Source organism: Pseudomonas sp. FR229a, from assembly GCF_030209115.1.
GTDB classification, from domain to species: Bacteria; Pseudomonadota; Gammaproteobacteria; order Pseudomonadales; family Pseudomonadaceae; genus Aquipseudomonas; species Aquipseudomonas moraviensis_A.
On the sequence record NZ_JARVSP010000001.1, the window covers coordinates 256,077 to 275,228 of the forward strand.

The following is a 19,152-nucleotide window of genomic DNA, read 5'->3' on the forward strand; positions in this document are numbered from 1 at the left end:
GTGCAACTCCGGAATTCGGGCAATAAAAAACCCCGCTGACTTTCGCCAGCGGGGTTTTGCGTTACAGGGCCAGGGCTGGCTTACATCATGCCGCCCATGCCACCCATGCCGCCCATGTCTGGCATGCCGCCGCCCGCTGCACCTTCTTTCTTCGGTGCGTCGGCAACAGCTGCTTCGGTGGTCAGGATCAGACCGCCGATCGAAGCTGCGGCTTGCAGAGCCGAACGGGTTACCTTGGTTGGGTCCAGGATGCCCATCTCGATCATGTCGCCGTATTCGCCGGAAGCAGCGTTGTAACCGAAGTTACCTTTGCCGTTCTTCACTTCGTTGACGACTACGCTTGGCTCGTCACCGGAGTTGGCAGCGATCTGACGCAGCGGCGCTTCAACAGCGCGACGCAGCACAGCGATACCGACGTTCTGGTCAGCGTTGTCGCCGGTCAGCTCGGTCAGTGCTTCCAGAGCACGGATCAGCGCCACGCCACCGCCAGGTACCACGCCTTCTTCAACGGCTGCGCGGGTTGCGTGCAGGGCGTCTTCAACGCGGGCTTTCTTCTCTTTCATTTCAACTTCGGAACCAGCGCCAACCTTGATCACTGCAACGCCGCCGGACAGCTTGGCCAGACGCTCTTGCAGTTTTTCACGGTCGTAGTCCGAGGACGTTTCGGCAACCTGGGCGCGGATCTGAGCGATACGGCCTTCGATGTCTGCCTGTACGCCAGCACCGTCAACGATGATGGTGTTTTCCTTGGACAGGGTCACGCGCTTGGCGTTACCCAGGTGCTCCAGGGTGGTGCTTTCCAGGCTCAGACCGATCTCTTCGGAGATCACGGTACCGCCGGTCAGAACAGCGATGTCCTGCAGCATGGCCTTGCGACGGTCGCCGAAGCCCGGTGCCTTGACGGCAGCGACTTTGACGATGCCACGCATGTTGTTCACAACCAGAGTCGCCAGGGCTTCGCCTTCAACGTCTTCGGCCACGATCAGCAGTGGACGGCCGGCTTTGGCAACGGCTTCCAGCACTGGCAGCATTTCGCGGATGTTCGAGATCTTCTTGTCGACCAGCAGGATCAGCGGGCCGTCGAGCTCGGCAACCATGGTGTCCGGCTTGTTGACGAAGTATGGCGACAGGTAGCCACGGTCGAACTGCATGCCTTCTACAACCGACAGTTCGTTTTCCAGGCCCGAGCCTTCTTCAACGGTGATCACGCCTTCTTTACCGACTTTTTCCATGGCTTCGGCAATGATGTCGCCGATGGAGTTGTCGGAGTTGGCCGAGATGGTGCCTACCTGAGCGATGGCCTTGAAGTCAGCGCATGGCTTGGACAGGGCTTTGAGCTCTTTGACAATGGCGATGGTCGCCTTGTCGATGCCGCGCTTGAGGTCCATCGGGTTCATGCCGGCAGCGACGGCTTTCAGGCCTTCGTTGACGATCGACTGAGCCAGAACGGTAGCGGTGGTAGTACCGTCACCAGCGTCATCGTTGGCACGGGAGGCAACGTCTTTGACCAGCTGCGCGCCCATGTTTTCGAAGCGGTCATCCAGTTCGATTTCTTTGGCGACGGAAACGCCGTCCTTGGTGATGGTCGGAGCGCCGAAGCTCTTCTCGATAACCACGTTACGGCCTTTCGGGCCCAGGGTCGCTTTTACCGCGTCAGCCAGAACGTTGACGCCTTTGAGCATCTTGGTGCGGGCGGCATCGCCGAACTTAACTTCTTTAGCAGCCATGATCGATATTCCTTAAATACTTTGTAGTAACGGGAAAATGAACGGGAGTATCAGCCTTCGATAACCGCGAGAATTTCGTTCTCGCTCATTACCAGCAGGTCTTCGCCATCGACTTTCACAGTGTTGCTGCCGGAGTAGGGACCGAACACAACCTTGTCGCCTTCCTTCACGGACAGTGCACGCACTTCACCGTTTTCCAGAGCTTTGCCCGGGCCTACAGCGAGAATCACACCGTGGTTGGCTTTTTCAGCAGCCGAACCTGGCAGGACGATACCGCCAGCGGTTTTCTTTTCTTCTTCGCTGCGACGGATAACGACGCGGTCATGCAGAGGACGAAGCTTCATTGTCGATCTCTCCTAATTGTGGTTTTCATCGGCCGGTGTAGTCCCGGCGGGTTTAACAAATCCGGCCTGCGCCGGTCGCGATTCGTCGAGCGAACCGCGGAAGTCTGTCCGGTTCAAATACCGGAAACCTTTCGGTGACCGATACATAGGGGCGTACAAGCCGATTACAAGGGCTGGCGGAAAAAATTTTTCATCCAGACACGGTAAATAACAGCCATAAACAAGCACGGCACCCGCAGGTGCCGTGTCGATGCTGATGTCACTTGTTGTCGCGGTGCTCGAACTCGCCTTCGATCACATTCGGCTCTCGTCCCAGCGGCTCGCGCGGTGCCGGGCCGCCACGGGGTTGCAGGTCGTCGGCGAAGGCGCGCTGGCGCATGGCCTGGTCTTCGGCGCGCTGGCGCATCTTGTTTGCCAGCAGACGGCGGGTGACCGGCAACAGCATCACCAGACCGACCACATCACTGATGAAGCCCGGGATGATCAACAGGCCGCCGGCCAGCGCCAGCATCAGGCCTTCGAGCATGGTCTGCGCGGGCAATTCGCCGCGGTTCAGGCTTTCCCGGGCACGCAATGCGGTGGCCAGACCGGCGACGCGCAGTACGAACACACCGAACATCGAGCCGAGAATGATCAGCAGCAGGGCCGGGAAAAACCCGATAGAGCCTGCCACTTTGACGAATACGAACAGCTCCAGCACTGGAAACAGCAGAAAGAGCAACAGAAAAGGGCGCATCAAAGTTTCCTCAACGCAAGAAATGCCTTGCAGTAAGCCTTAGATGACGTCGCCCTTGCGTGAATTCAACCTTAAGAATCCGGTTTTTTTGGCCAGACCTCGGCGTGAGCCAATGAAACCAAGGCCTCGCGCACTTGTGTCGGCGTGTTACATGGCGCCGCGAAGGATAACCAGTACAGCGCCTGACCGATGCGCAGGTGCATGCCTTCGCTGTCGATGCCGGCCAGTTGCGCCGGCTCGCTGTTCGGCAGCCCCGCCAGCGCGACGTAATGGGCGATGGCTTTGGCGTGGTCGCTGTTCATGTGCTCGACCATGCTGATTTCCGCCTTGCCGGCGAACGGGTTGGCCAGGGTCAGATGGTCGACCCAGTGGATCGCGCCAAACCCGCCGATATAGCGATGGCGCACCGGCTCGAGCACCCAGAAATCGAAATCATGAGCCTGGTGATAATTCTGCGAGTCGGGGAAATAGCGGTAATAACGTTCGGCGGCGGCCTCGATGGCTGCCGGGTCTTCGAGCTTCTGCGCTTGCGCCAGATAGGTCAGACGCCCGACCGCCTGCACATCGTCGGCCTCGCGCTCGCCCACCAGCATCGAGCACTTCGGATCCTTCTGCAGGTTGTGGGTGTGCTGGGCGATGCGGCTGATCAGAATCAGCGGCCGGCCCTGCTCGTCCAGACAATACGGCACAACCGAGCCGAAGGGAAAACCGGGCATCGATCTGGAATGGGTCGACAGCACTCCACGGTATTCCTTGAGAAGCAATTCTCGGGCATTCTTCGCCACTTCAGCGCTCAATTTGTGACTCCTTAAATAGGTTCCGTCTAGAAAACGGACAGGCGCGCAGCGAAAAGTAACCGGCGCGCATCGGGCAAATGTTCTTGTGCAACCAGCCCCGGACCGATGCCGATCGAGCGTTGCCGACAACAAAAACAACTCAGACCTGCCAGCGGGACATGCGAATGCAACTCAACGACAAAGTAATCATTATCACCGGCGGTTGCCAGGGTTTGGGCCGCTCCATGGCCGAGTATTTCGCCGGCAAGGGCGCGAAACTGGCCCTGGTCGATCTGAATCAGGAAAAACTCGACGACGCCGTGGCCGCCTGCAAAGCCAAGGGTGTCGACGCGCGCAGCTACCTGTGCAACGTCGCCAATGAAGAACAGGTCGAGCACATGGTCGCGCAAGTGGCCGAAGACTTCGGCGCCATCCACGGCTTGATCAACAACGCCGGGATCCTGCGCGATGGTCTGCTGCTGAAGGTCAAGGACGGCGAGATGAGCAAGATGAGCCTCGCCCAGTGGCAGGCGGTGATCGACGTCAACCTGACCGGCGTGTTCCTCTGCACCCGTGAAGTCGCGGCGAAGATGGTCGAGCTGAAGAACAGCGGCGCGATCATCAATATTTCGTCGATCTCCCGCGCGGGTAACGTCGGCCAGACCAACTACTCGGCAGCCAAGGCTGGCGTAGCGGCGGCGACCGTGACCTGGGCAAAAGAGCTGGCGCGTTACGGCATTCGCGTCGCGGGCATTGCGCCGGGCTTCATCGAAACCGAGATGACCCTGGGCATGAAACCGGAAGCGCTGGAGAAGATGACCTCGGGTATTCCGCTCAAGCGCATGGGCAAGCCGGAAGAGATCGCCCATTCGGCGGCGTATATCTTCGAGAACGACTATTACACCGGGCGGATTCTGGAGATGGATGGCGGGTTGCGTATCTAAGTCCCACCACAAAACCACTGTAGGAGTGAGCCTGCTCGCGATAGCGGATTAACATTCAACAGATGCGTTGAATGAACGACCGCAATCGCGAGCAGGCTCACTCCTACAGGGTTATCGGTGTTGCGAATTGATCAATCGTCGCTGATGGTGATATTCGGCATCGCCGGCGTAACGGCTTCCTGCAACACAATGCGCGCGCCGACGTGGCGGGCCAGTTCCTGATAGACCATGGCGATCTGGCTGTCCGGCTCGGCGATCACGGTTGGCTTGCCGCCGTCGGCCTGTTCGCGGATCAGCATCGACAGCGGCAGCGAGGCCAGCAGTTCGACGCCGTACTGGGTGGCCAGTTTCTCACCGCCACCTTCACCGAACAGATGCTCGGCATGCCCGCAGTTCGAGCAGATGTGCACGGCCATGTTTTCCACCACGCCCAGCACCGGAATGTTGACCTTGCGGAACATTTCCACGCCTTTGCGTGCATCGAGCAGCGCCAGATCCTGCGGCGTGGTGACGATCACCGCGCCCGCCACCGGGACTTTCTGCGCCAGGGTCAGCTGGATGTCGCCGGTGCCTGGTGGCATGTCGATGACCAGGTAATCCAGATCGCCCCACGCAGTCTGCGTGACCAATTGCAGCAGCGCCCCGGAAACCATCGGCCCGCGCCAGACCATCGGCGTGTTGTCGTCGGTCAGGAATGCCATCGACATGACTTCCACACCGTGGGCCTTGAGCGGCACGAACCACTTCTGATCCTTGATTTCCGGGCGGGTGCGCTCGGGGATGCCGAACATGATGCCCTGGCTCGGGCCGTAGATATCGGCGTCGAGGATGCCGACCTTGGCGCCTTCGCGGGCCAGTGCCAGTGCGAGGTTGGCGGCAGTGGTGGATTTGCCCACGCCGCCCTTGCCGGAAGCGACAGCGACGACGTTCTTGACGTTGGCCAGCCCCGGAATCTGCGCCTGGGCCTTGTGCGCGGCGATCACGCTGGTGACCTCGACTTTCGCTGCCGTGACGCCGTCGAGATTTTCGATTGCCAGTTGCAGCATCTGCGCCCAACCGCTCTTGAACAGCCCCGCGGCATAGCCGATTTCCATCTGCACATTGACGCGGTCACCGATGATCTCGATGTTTTTCACGCAACCGGCGCTGAGCGGGTCCTGGTTCAGGTAAGGGTCGGTGTATTGGCTGAGGACGGCTTCCACCGCTGCGCGAGTGACGGCGCTCATGGGCAACTCCGATAACAAGACTGGAAAGGATGGCGGCTATCCTACCCCTTCTGCCCTCCAGACGGCATGCCCGGCAACCATTTGCAGGGGTGAAATATCTTTGCCGGCGCTTTATAGTGGCCGACCTCCGTTTCATCAAGTAGCGAAGCCCCATGTCCGAGCCACGCAAGATCCTCGTCACCAGCGCCCTGCCCTACGCCAACGGTTCGATCCACCTTGGCCACATGCTGGAATACATCCAGACCGATATGTGGGTGCGCTTCCAGAAGCATCGCGGCAACCAATGCATCTATGTCTGCGCCGACGACGCCCACGGTTCGGCGATTATGCTGCGCGCGGAAAAGGAAGGCATCACCCCGGAACAACTGATCGCCAACGTGCAGGCTGAACACAGCGCCGACTTTGCCGATTTCCTGGTTGATTTCGACAACTTCCACTCCACTCACGCCGAAGAAAACCGTGAGCTGTCGAGCCAGATCTACCTCAAGCTGCGTGACGCCGGGCACATCGACCAGCGCTCGATCACCCAGTATTTCGACCCGGAAAAGAAAATGTTCCTGGCCGACCGCTTCATCAAGGGCACCTGCCCGAAGTGTGGCACCGAAGACCAGTACGGCGACAACTGCGAAAAATGCGGCGCGACCTACGCTCCGACCGACCTGAAGGATCCGAAGTCGGCGATCTCCGGCGCCACCCCGGTGCTCAAGGATTCCCAGCACTTCTTCTTCAAGCTGCCGGATTTCCAGGACATGCTCCAGGCCTGGACTCGCAGCGGCACCCTGCAGGACGCCGTGGCCAACAAAATCGCCGAATGGCTGGACGCCGGCCTGCAACAGTGGGACATCTCCCGCGATGCGCCGTACTTCGGTTTCGAGATTCCGGGCGAGCCGGGCAAGTATTTCTACGTCTGGCTGGATGCGCCGATCGGCTACATGGCGAGTTTCAAGAACCTCTGCGACCGTACGCCTGCGCTTGACTTCGACGCGTTCTGGGGCAAGGACTCGACCGCCGAGCTGTATCACTTCATCGGCAAGGACATCGTCAATTTCCACGCGCTGTTCTGGCCAGCGATGCTCGAAGGCGCCGGCTTCCGCAAGCCGACCGGCATCAACGTGCACGGCTACCTGACCGTCAACGGCCAGAAAATGTCGAAGTCGCGCGGCACCTTCATCAAGGCCCGCACCTATCTCGATCACCTGTCGCCGGAATACCTGCGCTATTACTACGCAGCCAAACTCGGCCGTGGCGTCGATGACCTCGACCTGAACCTCGAAGACTTCGTGCAAAAGGTCAACTCCGACCTGGTCGGCAAAGTGGTCAACATCGCCAGCCGTTGCGCCGGTTTCATTCACAAGGGCAACGCTGGCCTGCTGGTCGACAACAATGCCGCCCCGGAACTGACCGAGGCCTTCCTCGCCGCTGCGCCGAGCATTGCCGACGCCTATGAAGCCCGCGACTTCGCCCGTGCCATGCGTGAAACCATGGCCCTGGCCGACCGCGCCAACGCGTGGATCGCCGACAAGGCACCGTGGTCGCTGAACAAGCAGGAAGGCAAGCAGGATGAAGTCCAGGCAATCTGCGCCACCGGCATCAACCTGTTCCGCCAGTTGGTGATCTTCCTCAAACCGGTGCTGCCGCTGCTGGCCGCCGATGCCGAGGCGTTCCTCAACGTCGCGCCGCTGACCTGGAACGACCACACCACGCTGCTGGCCAACCATCAGCTGAACGAATTCAAACCGTTGATGACCCGCATCGACCCGGTAAAAGTGCAAGCCATGACCGACGCCTCGAAAGAAGACCTGACCGCCAGCCAGACCGACACCGGCGAAGCCAAGCCGGCGGGCAACGGCGAGCTGGCCAAGGATCCGCTGTCGCCGGAAATCGATTTCGACGCGTTCGCCGCCATCGACCTGCGCGTCGCGCTGATCGTCAAGGCCGAACACGTGGAGGGCGCCGACAAACTGCTGCGCCTGACCCTCGATATCGGTGACGAGCAACGCAATGTGTTCTCCGGGATCAAGAGCGCTTACCCGGATCCGTCGAAACTCGACGGTCGCCTGACCATGATGATCGCCAACCTCAAGCCACGGAAAATGAAATTCGGTATTTCCGAGGGCATGGTGATGGCTGCAGGTCCCGGCGGTGAAGAGATCTACCTGCTGAGTCCGGACAGCGGCGCCAAGCCGGGTCAGCGCATCAAGTAAGACGTTGCCGTAAAACGATCCCACCGACGTGCCCCGCATGCCGGTGGGATTTTTCATATCCGGCCGGATAGTGCCTAACCTTATGGATACCCGCCCGTTTCGCTGGCAGAACCATGACCGAACTCGTGTTAACGCTGATCAGTGCTGCGCTGCTCAACAACTTCGTGTTGCACTGGCCGCTGGGCGTCGCTCCGCTGCTGGCGGGTAGCCGACGGCAAGTGCATGCGCTGGGGTTGGCGACGTTGGGCCTGATGATGATCGTCGGCGTCATCGGTCAGGCGATCTGGCAGTGGATGCTGGTGCCACTGCAGCTTGAAGCGCTGCGTCTGTTCGTGTTCCTGCCGCTGAGTGTGTTATTGATCGCCCCGCTGCTGAAACTGCTGGCGCACGGGCTGCCGGATTGGCCCTTCGAGGGCTTGTGGCCACTGTTGCTCGGCAATGCCGGGGTACTCGGGCTGGCCTTGATCAATGCGCAAAACGATCATGGCCTGCTGCACGCGACAGCTTTGAGTTTGGGTGCAGGGCTGGGTTTCTGGCTGGTGCTGAGCGTGTTCTGCGACCTGCGTGAACGCACGGCCGCCAACTATATTCCCCTGCCCTTTCGCGGCCTGCCGATCGACCTGATCAGCGCCGGACTGATCGCAGTGATTTTTCTCGGATTCAGTGGATTGATCAAAACATGAGTCTGATTCAACGCATCGATGCCCTGCTGCCGCAGACCCAATGCGGCAAGTGCGGCCATCCCGGATGCAAACCCTATGCGCAAGGCATCGTTGATGGCGAGCCGATCAACAAGTGCCCGCCGGGCGGCGAGGAAACCATCGCTGCCCTCGCCGAGCTGTTGAAAATACCGGTGCTGGAACTGGACATCAGCCGGGGCCCGGCACCGCCGCAGGTGGCGTTCATCCGCGAGGCCGAATGCATCGGCTGCACCAAGTGCATTCAGGCCTGCCCGGTCGACGCCATCGTCGGCGCGGCAAAACTGATGCACACGGTGCTGATCGACGAATGCACCGGTTGTGACCTGTGCGTCGCGCCGTGCCCGGTCGATTGCATCGAAATGCATCCTCTGCCTGCGAACACGATCCCGGTGGTTGGCGGTCTCGCATTCGATCTCGAAGAACAGCGCGCCCGCGCTGAAAAGCGTGACCATGCGCGCCAGCGTTTCGAGCGCCGCAACCAGCGCCTGCTGCGTGAAGAACAGCAAAAACAGGCCGAACGTGAGGCGCGCGCCGAGCGTGCGGCACAGCCGCAAGTTTCCACCGCCGACCCGGTGCAGGCCGCCCTTGAACGGGTGCGTGCGCAAAAAGCGGCGAACGCTGATGCGGCACTGAAGAAGGCCAAGGTCGATGTGGCGATGAGTCGTGCGCAGCTGCACAAATCCCTGAAAGCCTTTGGTCATCCGCCGACGTTCGAGCAGCAGGCGCAATTGATCGTGCTGCAGCAACAATTCGAAGTCGCCGAGCAAGCACTGGCGAAGCTGGAAAGCAGTCAACCGGCTATTCCCGCCGTCCCTGCCCCGAGCAACGACGCAGAGTTGAAGCGGGCGAAGATTCAGTTGGCCATGCGCCGCGCCGAATTGAAAAAGGCCCAGGCCGCGGAGGCTGCGCCGGAGCAGATCGCCGCACTGGAACACGCCGTGACCGATGCCGAGCGCCGGGTGCAAGACCATGCCGCCCCTTGAGGCAGCGGACGCTCGCCTGCAACAGGCGATGAATAGCGTGCTGCTCGCAGCTCTGCCGGGGCTGCTTGCTTTGTTCTGGCTGTATGGCTGGGGCGTGTTGATCAACCTGCTGCTGGCGGTTGTCAGCGCTTTGCTCGTCGAGGCTGGCGTTGCCCGTCTGCGTCGGCAAGCGCTGCAACCTGCGTTGCTCGATGGCAGTGCTCTGGTCAGCGCGATGTTGCTGGCCGTTGCGCTGCCCGCTTATTGCCCTTGGTGGCTGACGGTCACCGCAACCGCCTCGGGTTTGTTGTTCGGCAAGCACCTGTATGGCGGCGTCGGCAAGAACCCGTTCAACCCGGCCATGCTTGGCTTTGCCTTGAGCATCGCGCTGTTCCCGCAAGCGATGACGCACTGGCCGGGTCATGGCCTTGATTTCCTTTCAGCGCTGCAACAGGTTTTCAATACAGCACCAGCGCCGGACGCCTGGGTGCAGGCCACGGCACTGGACAGCTTGCGCATCAATAAAAGCCTGACCATGGATGAGCTGTTCGCCGGCAATCCGGCCTTCGGCCGTTTTGGCGGGCGCGGTGTGGAGTGGGTGAATCTGGCGTTCCTGCTCGGCGGCCTGTTCCTGTTGCAGCGGAAGGTCTTTTCCTGGCACGCGCCGGTGGGCATGCTTGCCAGTCTGTTCGTCATCAGCCTGTTGTGCTGGAACGGCTCGGGGTCGGATTCCCATGGCTCGCCGCTGTTTCACCTGCTCAGCGGCGCCACGATGCTCGGTGCATTCTTTATCGTCACCGAACCGGTCTCCGGTGCAAAAAGCCCCCTCGCCCGCCTGTTGTTCGGCATCGGCGTCGGCCTGCTGACTTATCTGATTCGCACGTGGGGTGGTTACCCCGACGGCGTCGCGTTCGCGGTATTGCTGATGAATCTTCTGGTACCGGCACTGGAGCGCTTCGCCGCCAGGCGTCAGCCGCCGGTGAGCGCATGAACCGCTCGGCCAGTGTTGTGACGGTTGTGCTGCTCGCACTCGGCGGCGTCAGCGCGACCTACCTGCTGCAACGCAGCAGCGCGCCGCAGATCAGCGCCGAGCAACGCTTGCTCGACAGCCGCAAACTGCTCGATGTGCTTCCTGCCGGGTATTACGACAATCAACCGCTGGAACGGCCGCTAGCCCTCGGCAAGGTGACGTTGCGCCATAGCATTTTGTCGGGCGGCTATCGGGCGATGCGATCCGGACAAACGGTAGCCGTGCTGTTGCGCAGTCGCAGTGAGGGTTACGCAGGCACGCTCGAACTGCTGATCGCCATCGATGCCAACGGCAGACTCCTTGGTGTGAAAACCCTGGAGCAGCGCGAAACGCCGGGATTGGGTGGCTACCTTGGTGAATGGCCGAATGCTTGGCTGCAGCGTTTCACCGGTAAATCTCGCAATGAACCGACAGACCCCGGTTGGGCGCTGAAAAAGGATCAAGGGCAATTCGATCAGATCGCCGGCGCGACCATCACCTCCCGTGCCACCCTCCATGCAATTCATGACGCACTGCGCTATTTCGATGAGCATCGGGAGCGGCTGTTGGGGGCTGGCCCATGAAACACACGGTGAGTTTATTGATGCTGGTGCCGCTCCTGGGTGCCACACCCACGTTGGACGCGGCGCTGGGGATGACCATAATGCTCGGCGCTGTGCTCGGCGTTTTTGCTGTCTGCATGTCGCCGTTGCGCAGGCGTGTGAAGGGCATGAGCGCGTTGCTGATCAGCCTGATCGTCGCCGCGACATTGACCAGTTGCGCGGATCTCGCCGCGCAACGCTGGTTTTTGCCATGGCAGCAGAAAACCGAGCTCTATATAGGGTTGATCGCCTTGTACTGCGTCGTGCTTGAGTACCACGGCTTCTTTGGCGAGCCCGTCGCTGCCCGCGTCAAACGCTGCGCCCTATTCGGCGCGCTAATGCTGTTGTTCGGCGGGCTGCGGGAGATTATCGGTCACGGCACCCTTGGCCGAGGACTGACGGCACATTGGCAAGGTCTGGTTTTATTTCCCGAAGGGCTGCATCTGATTACGCTGGTTCCCGGCGCTTTTGTTTTACTGGGCGTGCTTCTCGCCATTCGTCAGGCGTGGACACGCCGCAACTCTGTCACCAAGGAAACGCATCGCCCATGAATGCTGCAAAACGTCTTGAGATATTTCGCCGCCTGCACGAAGACAATCCCGAGCCGAAAACCGAACTGGCCTATTCTTCGCCCTTCGAGTTGCTGATTGCGGTAATTCTTTCGGCGCAGTCCACCGATGTGGGGGTCAACAAGGCCACTGCCAAACTCTTCCCCGTCGCCAACACACCCGCCGCGATTCACGCACTGGGCGTCGAGGGGCTGTCGGAATACATCAAGACGATCGGCCTCTACAACAGCAAGGCGAAAAACGTCATCGAAACCTGTCGCCTGCTGGTAGAACGCCATGGCGGCGAGGTCCCGCAGACCCGTGAGGAACTGGAAGCCTTGCCGGGCGTCGGGCGCAAGACTGCCAACGTGGTACTCAACACGGCTTTCCGTCAACTGACCATGGCGGTCGACACGCACATTTTCCGCGTCAGCAACCGCACCGGCATCGCGCCGGGGAAAAACGTGGTCGAAGTTGAAATGAAGTTGATGAAGTTTGTACCGAAAGAATTCCTGCTGGACTCGCACCATTGGCTGATTCTGCACGGCCGTTATGTGTGCCTGGCGCGCAAACCGCGCTGCGGCAGCTGCCGCATCGAAGATCTGTGCGAATACAAACACAAAACTTCCGACGATTGATCCGCCATCAGTTTTTTGCATCCATCGATTGAAAAAATCTTTTTTACCCGCCGCAGTAATGTCGATATAAGGAGCGCCAAAGGCAGTCTTAGCCGGGAGTTGACTTCATGAGTACCGACACAGAGCAACTGGATGTAGAAGAGCATATTTCCACCGATACCGATGAGGTCGAACCGGTGGTTGAAGTGGCCAAGACCAACCTCAGCAAGCGTCGCACAATCGACAACCTGCTTGAGGAGCGCCGACTGCAAAGGCAATTGGCCGACTACGATTTTGATTTCTGATATCTGAAGGCCTCCCTTGACGGAGGCTTTTCATTTTATGCGGCAACTGAGCTTGATCGGCCCATGACGGTCTCAGCTGTCGAATCGTTCAGACCAGGCCATTGCGCTGCGCCAGCTCGATCAGATCAACCAGAGAGCGGGCATTGAGTTTCAGTAACAGGCGAGTCTTGTAAGTGCTCACTGTCTTGTTGCTCAGAAACATGCCATCGGCGATTTCCTTGTTGGTCTTGCCGCGCGCCAACTGTTGCAACACCATCATTTCCCGACCGGACAGGCGATCGACCATGTCCGCTTCACTCGCATTGCCCAGACTGGTTCGCACGGTGTGCAGGGCCTGGTTGGGAAAGTAACTGTATCCCGAGAGCACTGCTTTGATTGCACTCAGCAATTCGGTCAGATCCTGTTGCTTGCACACATAACCTGCTGCGCCCGATTGCATGCAACGCATTGAAAAGTGTCCGGGCGCCTGGGAAGTCAGCACCAGAACTTTCACCGGCATCACGGTGGACGTCAGGCGTGCAATAACTTCCAGCCCGTCGAGTTTGGGTATTCCGATATCCAGAATGACAAGATCCGGCATTTGTTCGCGAGCAATTTGTAGTGCATCAACGCCATTATCCGTTTCTGCAATGACTTCGTAGCCATGCCGTTCCATCAGCATACGTACCGCAAGTCGAATGACGGGGTGGTCATCCACGATCAGCACTTTATTCATGGGCAAGTCCAGTTTTCGCTGTTCGAATTTTTAGAACACGCACGATATCCCAGTCACTTGCTCGATCGCATAACAACTTTTACACGCACTTGCATCGAGAGACATTCCCTACAGGCATTGAGGATAATTCCCACAAATCGAGCCTCGATGCGCTGTTTATTCGGCTAATTCCTTCACCCCGGTGTGAGGATTTTCAATTCCATGGCGACAGCGCCCTACGCCAACCGTTAACGGACTTGTCGACGCCCGCCCTCAGTAGCGGGGAGGCATGGAGCACTGGAACTCTGGCGGTACTAATGCGGCATTCATCATGGAAACATTACGCAGTAGCGCCTGAATCCTTTAGAGCACCCTGTGCTTGAGCGGGAATTTAAAACTTGAAACAACAGCCGCATACTTAAATTCTTGCTTTTGCTATAAATAGAAATACAACCTTCCAAACAACCCTATCGAACTCAAGACAATGCTCAAGATAAAAAAAAAGATAACCAACCCAATGACGGTCATCGCAATATTTGCGATTATTTCGGAAACATCGGCTGCCGTCTCACTGCCATTCCTTGACAATAAGGATCGGGAAATCTACGTCTGGTTTCTGATCAGTTTTCCCTTCTACTTGTTGTTTCTTTTTTTTATTACCCTCAACTTCAACCACCGCTCGCTCTACTCACCCTCGGATTTTGGCAAAGACAAAAGCTTTTTAAGGGCAACAGAGCAGCATGAGCGCGTCAACAAACGAAACGGACCGCCGCACGAGACAGGCGCACCGTGCGCTTTCGAAATAACCAGCAGCATCGTGGGTAAAACGGGTGATGGCAGGTTTCAACGGCCATGCCGAATACACAACTCACCAGATCCGCCAGCCGATATGGGCGACCCACCCAGTCCGGTTGTACAGACCATCAAGTTGTCACCCTTGATCAGCGAACTGAACATCATCGACACGCGGGATATTGATGCATCGAGGGAATTCGATGCGATTCTCGAGACTTTGCGCAGAACCGATAAAAAACACCCGCGCGTGCTGGTGTTTTTGTCCAACCATGTGTCGGACTCGCTGGCTCACACCGCATTGCAGCAGATCCGGCAAGCGAAGAAAGGCTCAGGTGCGACGCTGTGTATCGTTTACAACCTGTGCTCACAGACAGTCACGTTGTTGGGAAGAACAAGCTGACAGATGAGTCATGCGCCGCACGCGCACAGACGAGAGACCAGCCTGATGAATCAGACAAAAATTCCAAAAAAAAGGCGGCCCCGAACAGGCCGCCTTTTTTATTGCGCGTCGTTCTGAATCGATCAGAACAACTTGCGGCCCTTGTTGGCAGCAATGCGCATGCGCAAGGCGTTGAGCTTGATGAAGCCCGCCGCGTCCGCCTGGTTGTAGGCGCCGCCGTCTTCTTCGAAGGTCGCGATATTGGCGTCGAACAGCGAATCGTCGGACTTGCGCCCGGTGACGATCACGTTGCCTTTATACAGTTTGAGGCGCACCACACCGTTCACGTTGACCTGCGAAGCGTCGATCATCTGCTGCAGCATCAGACGCTCAGGGCTCCACCAGTAGCCGGTGTAGATCAGGCTGGCGTACTTCGGCATCAACTCGTCCTTGAGGTGAGCGACTTCGCGGTCCAGAGTGATCGATTCGATGGCGCGGTGAGCGCGCAGCATGATGGTGCCGCCCGGGGTCTCGTAGCAGCCACGGGACTTCATGCCCACGTAACGGTTTTCGACGATGTCCAGACGACCGATGCCGTGTTCCCCGCCGATCCTGTTCAGCGTCGCCAGTACGGTGGCCGGGGTCATTTCGACGCCGTCCAGCGCGACGATATCGCCGTTGCGGTAGGTCAGTTCCAGATATTGCGGGGTGTCGGGAGCCTTCTCCGGGGAGACTGTCCAACGCCACATGTCTTCTTCGTGCTCGGTCCAGGTATCCTCCAGCACGCCGCCCTCGTAAGAAATGTGCAGCAGGTTGGCGTCCATCGAGTACGGGGATTTTTTCTTGCCGTGGCGTTCGATCGGGATCGCGTGCTTCTCGGCGTAGTCCATCAGCTTCTCGCGGGACAACAGGTCCCACTCGCGCCATGGCGCAATCACTTTAACGCCTGGCTTGAGCGCGTAGGCGCCCAGTTCGAAACGCACCTGGTCGTTGCCCTTGCCGGTGGCGCCGTGGGAAATGGCGTCGGCGCCGGTTTCGTTGGCGATTTCGATCAGACGCTTGGCGATCAGCGGACGGGCGATGGATGTGCCCAGCAGGTACTCGCCTTCGTAAACGGTGTTGGCGCGGAACATCGGGAACACGAAATCACGCACGAACTCTTCGCGCAGGTCGTCGATGTAGATTTCTTTGACGCCCATGGCCTGAGCCTTGGCGCGGGCCGGCTCGACCTCTTCGCCTTGACCGAGATCGGCGGTGAATGTCACCACTTCACAGTTATAAGTATCCTGCAGCCACTTGAGGATCACCGAAGTGTCCAGGCCGCCGGAATACGCCAGAACGACCTTGTTTACGTCCGCCATGCCATCACTCCACGGGGTTCTACGGAAAGCCGGGGAGTCTACCGCTCAAACGCGATAATTTACAGAGGCGCGACAGCTTAAGACGACAAAGCGACAGAATCTGTCGAGAGCGCGACGATGACCGGTGAGTCAGGAAGTCGTTGCGGCGGTGGCTGGCGTACTCGCTTGCGGTGCTGGCGCAGGGGCTGTGGTCGGTGCCACACGCGACAATTTCACGTTGACCCGACGATTCTTCGCACGATTGGCCTTGCTGGTGTTCGGCACGATCGGATACTGCTCGCCGTGGAAACGCACGGTGATCTGCGATTCCTGGATGCCGTTGGCCTTGAAGAAATCAACCACCGCCAGCGCCCGGCGGCGCGACAGTTCGCGGTTGGTCAGGCGATTGCCGCTGTTGTCGGAATGGCCATCGAGTTCGATGTGGTTCACCGTCGGATCGGCCTTCATGTAATCGAGCATCACCTGCAGTTTGGCCTTGGCAGCCGGGTCCAGATCAACGCCTTCGCCGGGGAAGCCGATCTGCGACTGTTTGATCTGGTCGAAATTCTGCGGCAGCAACTTCGCCACACAGGTCTGGTAATCGTTGAACGCCTTGCTGAATTTCACCGGCAACAGGCGCACTTCGGAGACGCGGCCATCGCCAGAAGCACGGCGTACCACCGGGCTGCGGCCGTCCAGCAGGCCGCTGATCAACCCACCGGCCTGCGATTGCGAGCTGTTGAACAACACGTTGCCACTGCCCAGGCGCACCGAGCCCAGATTGATGTCGCCACGCCCCGGCTGCCACGGTGCAGCCGCCGCGAGCAAGGTTGCCGAACCGCCGCCAAGCATGGCGTTGTAGGCGTTCAGACGAAAGATCGCCTGCTCACCGGCCTTGCGCACGAACTCGCCCGAGCCGAAATCGGTGATCGGCTGGGTCAGGCGGCATTCGAACTGGTCGCCGGCGACCGTCCACTCAATGTTCTCCAGACGGGTCTGGTAGGTCAGCGCCATCGCGGGGAGGCTGGCAAACACACTGAGCAGGGCTAAATAACGCTGGCGCACGGGAGGCTCCATTGGCTTGTGAAACACAAACACCGATTCACACAATGTTTACGGCATACCTTCGGGATATCGGACGCTCGTGGCAAAACTTGATAGCGGGTGCCTGCAAGAGTCTTTTCCGGTAGCATTCGCCTCAGTTTGACCCGCCTGGAATCCCCTCATGTCCGACCGCCTGACCCTGCTGCGTCCCGACGACTGGCACATTCATCTTCGCGATGGTGCCGTGTTGACCAATACCGTTGCCGATGTGGCCCGCACCTTCGGCCGCGCGATCATCATGCCGAACCTGGTACCGCCGGTGCGCAACGCCGCCGAAGCCGACGGCTATCGTCAGCGCATTCTCGCTGCCCGCCCGGCCGGCAGTCAGTTCGAACCGTTGATGGTGCTGTACCTCACCGACCGCACCCAACCGGAAGAAATTCGTCAGGCCAAGGCCAGCGGTTTCGTGTACGCCGCCAAGCTGTATCCGGCCGGCGCCACCACCAACTCCGATTCCGGCGTAACCAGTATCGACAAGATCTTCCCGGCGCTGGAAGCCATGGCCGAAGTCGGCATGCCGCTGTTGATCCACGGTGAAGTCACCCGTGGCGACGTCGATGTGTTCGATCGCGAAAAGATCTTCATCGATGAGCACATGCGCCGCGTGGTCGAGCGCTTCCCGACGCTGAAAGTGGTGTTCGAACACATCACCACCGGCGACGCCGTGCAGTTCGTCAACGAGGCCTCGGCCAATGTTGGCGCGACCATCACCGCGCATCACCTGCTGTACAACCGCAACCACATGCTGGTAGGCGGGATTCGGCCGCACTTCTACTGCCTGCCGATCCTCAAGCGCAACACCCACCAGGAAGCCTTGCTCGACGCCGCCACCAGCGGCAGCGCCAAGTTCTTCCTCGGCACCGACTCGGCACCCCACGCCCAGCACGCCAAGGAAGCCGCTTGCGGCTGCGCCGGTTGCTACACCGCCTACGCCGCCATCGAGATGTACGCCGAAGCGTTCGAACAACGTAACGCGCTGGACAAGCTCGAAGCCTTCGCCAGCCTCAACGGCCCGCGCTTCTACGGCCTGCCGGCGAACACCGATCGCATCACCCTGGTCCGCGAAGAATGGACCGCCCCGACCAGCCTGCCATTTGGCGAGCTGACCGTTATCCCGCTGCGCGCCGGTGAAAAACTGCGCTGGCGCCTGCTGGAGGAACACGCGTGAGTGAAGACAATTTCGACGATGAGCTGGACGGTCAAGGTGGCGGCGGCGGTTCCCGTCACCCGATGGCAGCACGTTTTCGCGGCTACCTGCCGGTTGTCGTCGACGTAGAAACCGGTGGCTTCAACGCAGCCACCGACGCCCTGCTGGAGATTGCCGCGACCACCATCGCCATGGATGAAAAGGGTTTCGTGTACCCGGATCACACCTACTTCTTCCGCGTCGAGCCATTCGAAGGTGCGAACGTTGAAGCGGCAGCGCTGGAGTTCACCGGAATCAAGCTTGATCACCCGCTGCGCATGGCCGTCAGCGAAGAAACCGCGCTGACCGACATCTTCCGTGGCATCCGAAAGGCGCTGAAAGCCAACGGCTGCAAACGGGCGATTCTGGTCGGGCACAACAGCAGCTTCGATCTGGGCTTTCTCAACGCGGCAGTCGCGCGGCTGGACATGAAGCGCAACCCGTTCCACCCGTTCTCCAGCTTCGACACCGCGACCCTGGCGGGTCTGGCATACGGTCAAACCGTGCTGGCGAAAGCCTGTCAGGCGGCTGGCATCGATTTCGACGGTCGTGAAGCGCACTCGGCGCGCTACGACACCGAAAAGACCGCCGAGCTGTTCTGCGGCATCGTCAATCGCTGGAAGCAGATGGGCGGATGGGAAGACTTCGACGACTGATCCTCGTCGAGCAAATCCCGCGCATGAAAAAACCGGCCACATGGGCCGGTTTTTGGTTTAGTGCTTATAGAGCTTGAATTCTCGATCAATCCACACGACGTGAAAAACCCGATGGTTCTTGTAACCCACCATCGCTACGCGTTCGAAAGCCCGAAACACCAGCAATCGGACATCACCTGTTAAAAAAGCAGGTATCCCTACTTTAAGGCTGTTTCTCTCAATCGTTTCACATCCATACCGGTGCCTATGCTCCCTGCGCAGCTCTCTCCAGGGCATCTTTCCCAGGATCCTGAGGCG

General features: G+C 59.4%; 20 protein-coding genes. 12 read left to right on the forward strand and 8 right to left on the reverse strand.

Going from position 1 to position 19,152, the window contains the following annotated elements; genetic code table 11:
• Positions 1-80: 80 nt before the first annotated feature.
• The 4 genes from groL to QRN33_RS01085 all read right to left on the reverse strand — a co-directional run bounded on the left by groL (position 81) and on the right by QRN33_RS01085 (position 3,604).
• Positions 81-1,727, reverse strand: a complete 1,647-nt coding sequence (groL, locus tag QRN33_RS01070) for a chaperonin GroEL (RefSeq protein WP_016773419.1) — start codon at positions 1,725-1,727, stop codon at positions 81-83.
• A 50-nt stretch (positions 1,728-1,777) separates the two neighbouring features.
• The gene (locus QRN33_RS01075; protein WP_007916610.1) at positions 1,778-2,071 is read right to left on the reverse strand and encodes a co-chaperone GroES; all 294 of its coding nucleotides are present in this window, start codon (positions 2,069-2,071) and stop codon (positions 1,778-1,780) included.
• Between the two features lie 259 nt (positions 2,072-2,330).
• Positions 2,331-2,807 (reverse strand): FxsA family protein, encoded by a 477-nt coding sequence (locus QRN33_RS01080; RefSeq protein ID WP_016773418.1) that lies wholly within the window; start codon positions 2,805-2,807, stop codon positions 2,331-2,333.
• 71 nt (positions 2,808-2,878) lie between these two features.
• Positions 2,879-3,604 carry a HugZ family pyridoxamine 5'-phosphate oxidase gene (locus QRN33_RS01085; RefSeq protein ID WP_285406205.1) on the reverse strand — a complete coding sequence of 242 codons (726 nt, stop codon included), beginning with the start codon at positions 3,602-3,604 and terminating at the stop codon, positions 2,879-2,881.
• Between the two features lie 164 nt (positions 3,605-3,768).
• Here QRN33_RS01085 and QRN33_RS01090 point away from each other — a divergent pair, with 164 nt between their 5' ends.
• Positions 3,769-4,527 carry an SDR family oxidoreductase gene (locus tag QRN33_RS01090; protein WP_065616672.1) on the forward strand — a complete coding sequence of 253 codons (759 nt, stop codon included), beginning with the start codon at positions 3,769-3,771 and terminating at the stop codon, positions 4,525-4,527.
• A gap of 131 nt (positions 4,528-4,658) precedes the next feature.
• Here QRN33_RS01090 and apbC read toward each other — a convergent pair whose 3' ends face one another.
• Positions 4,659-5,753 carry an iron-sulfur cluster carrier protein ApbC gene (gene apbC, locus QRN33_RS01095; RefSeq protein ID WP_064365081.1) on the reverse strand — a complete coding sequence of 365 codons (1,095 nt, stop codon included), beginning with the start codon at positions 5,751-5,753 and terminating at the stop codon, positions 4,659-4,661.
• A gap of 152 nt (positions 5,754-5,905) precedes the next feature.
• Here apbC and metG point away from each other — a divergent pair, with 152 nt between their 5' ends.
• From metG to QRN33_RS01135, 8 genes are all read left to right on the forward strand, one after another.
• Entirely contained in the window at positions 5,906-7,957 is a 2,052-nt protein-coding gene (gene metG, locus QRN33_RS01100; RefSeq protein WP_285406209.1) for a methionine--tRNA ligase, read from the forward strand.
• Positions 7,958-8,070: 113 nt separating this feature from the next.
• A complete protein-coding gene (locus QRN33_RS01105) occupies positions 8,071-8,640 on the forward strand; it encodes an Rnf-Nqr domain containing protein (RefSeq protein WP_285406211.1) in 570 nt (189 codons plus the stop codon).
• The gene (rsxB, locus tag QRN33_RS01110; RefSeq protein WP_285406214.1) at positions 8,637-9,641 is read left to right on the forward strand and encodes an electron transport complex subunit RsxB; all 1,005 of its coding nucleotides are present in this window, start codon (positions 8,637-8,639) and stop codon (positions 9,639-9,641) included. The genes QRN33_RS01105 and rsxB overlap by 4 nt, the downstream gene beginning before the upstream one ends.
• Entirely contained in the window at positions 9,628-10,611 is a 984-nt protein-coding gene (locus QRN33_RS01115) for an RnfABCDGE type electron transport complex subunit D (RefSeq protein WP_285406216.1), read from the forward strand. Before rsxB ends, QRN33_RS01115 begins: the two co-directional genes overlap by 14 nt.
• Positions 10,608-11,213 (forward strand): RnfABCDGE type electron transport complex subunit G, encoded by a 606-nt coding sequence (locus QRN33_RS01120; RefSeq protein ID WP_042607361.1) that lies wholly within the window; start codon positions 10,608-10,610, stop codon positions 11,211-11,213. The genes QRN33_RS01115 and QRN33_RS01120 overlap by 4 nt, the downstream gene beginning before the upstream one ends.
• A complete protein-coding gene (locus QRN33_RS01125; RefSeq protein ID WP_285406221.1) occupies positions 11,210-11,782 on the forward strand; it encodes an Rnf-Nqr domain containing protein in 573 nt (190 codons plus the stop codon). The genes QRN33_RS01120 and QRN33_RS01125 overlap by 4 nt, the downstream gene beginning before the upstream one ends.
• A complete protein-coding gene (nth, locus tag QRN33_RS01130) occupies positions 11,779-12,417 on the forward strand; it encodes an endonuclease III (protein ID WP_016773410.1) in 639 nt (212 codons plus the stop codon). The genes QRN33_RS01125 and nth overlap by 4 nt, the downstream gene beginning before the upstream one ends.
• 107 nt (positions 12,418-12,524) lie before the next feature.
• The gene (locus QRN33_RS01135; protein ID WP_285406225.1) at positions 12,525-12,701 is read left to right on the forward strand and encodes a PA3496 family putative envelope integrity protein; all 177 of its coding nucleotides are present in this window, start codon (positions 12,525-12,527) and stop codon (positions 12,699-12,701) included.
• A gap of 88 nt (positions 12,702-12,789) precedes the next feature.
• On the opposite strand, the gene QRN33_RS01140 is transcribed toward QRN33_RS01135, so the two are convergent.
• On the reverse strand, positions 12,790-13,416 hold the full coding sequence (locus tag QRN33_RS01140; protein ID WP_064365088.1) for a response regulator transcription factor: 627 nt from the start codon (positions 13,414-13,416) through the stop codon (positions 12,790-12,792).
• A gap of 463 nt (positions 13,417-13,879) precedes the next feature.
• Here QRN33_RS01140 and QRN33_RS01145 point away from each other — a divergent pair, with 463 nt between their 5' ends.
• Positions 13,880-14,590 carry a hypothetical protein gene (locus QRN33_RS01145; RefSeq protein ID WP_285406230.1) on the forward strand — a complete coding sequence of 237 codons (711 nt, stop codon included), beginning with the start codon at positions 13,880-13,882 and terminating at the stop codon, positions 14,588-14,590.
• A 122-nt stretch (positions 14,591-14,712) separates the two neighbouring features.
• Here QRN33_RS01145 and QRN33_RS01150 read toward each other — a convergent pair whose 3' ends face one another.
• Together QRN33_RS01150 and QRN33_RS01155 are read right to left on the reverse strand one after the other, a co-directional pair.
• Positions 14,713-15,930, reverse strand: a complete 1,218-nt coding sequence (locus QRN33_RS01150; protein ID WP_011335737.1) for an argininosuccinate synthase — start codon at positions 15,928-15,930, stop codon at positions 14,713-14,715.
• A 129-nt stretch (positions 15,931-16,059) separates the two neighbouring features.
• Entirely contained in the window at positions 16,060-16,974 is a 915-nt protein-coding gene (locus tag QRN33_RS01155) for a flagellar protein MotY (RefSeq protein WP_064365091.1), read from the reverse strand.
• A 160-nt stretch (positions 16,975-17,134) separates the two neighbouring features.
• Between QRN33_RS01155 and pyrC the strand changes: the two genes are divergently transcribed.
• Complete coding sequence (gene pyrC / locus QRN33_RS01160) at positions 17,135-18,181, forward strand: dihydroorotase (protein ID WP_016773405.1); 1,047 nt, start codon at positions 17,135-17,137, stop codon at positions 18,179-18,181.
• Positions 18,178-18,855 carry a ribonuclease T gene (rnt, locus tag QRN33_RS01165; RefSeq protein WP_016773404.1) on the forward strand — a complete coding sequence of 226 codons (678 nt, stop codon included), beginning with the start codon at positions 18,178-18,180 and terminating at the stop codon, positions 18,853-18,855. Before pyrC ends, rnt begins: the two co-directional genes overlap by 4 nt.
• Positions 18,856-19,152 lie beyond the last annotated feature (297 nt).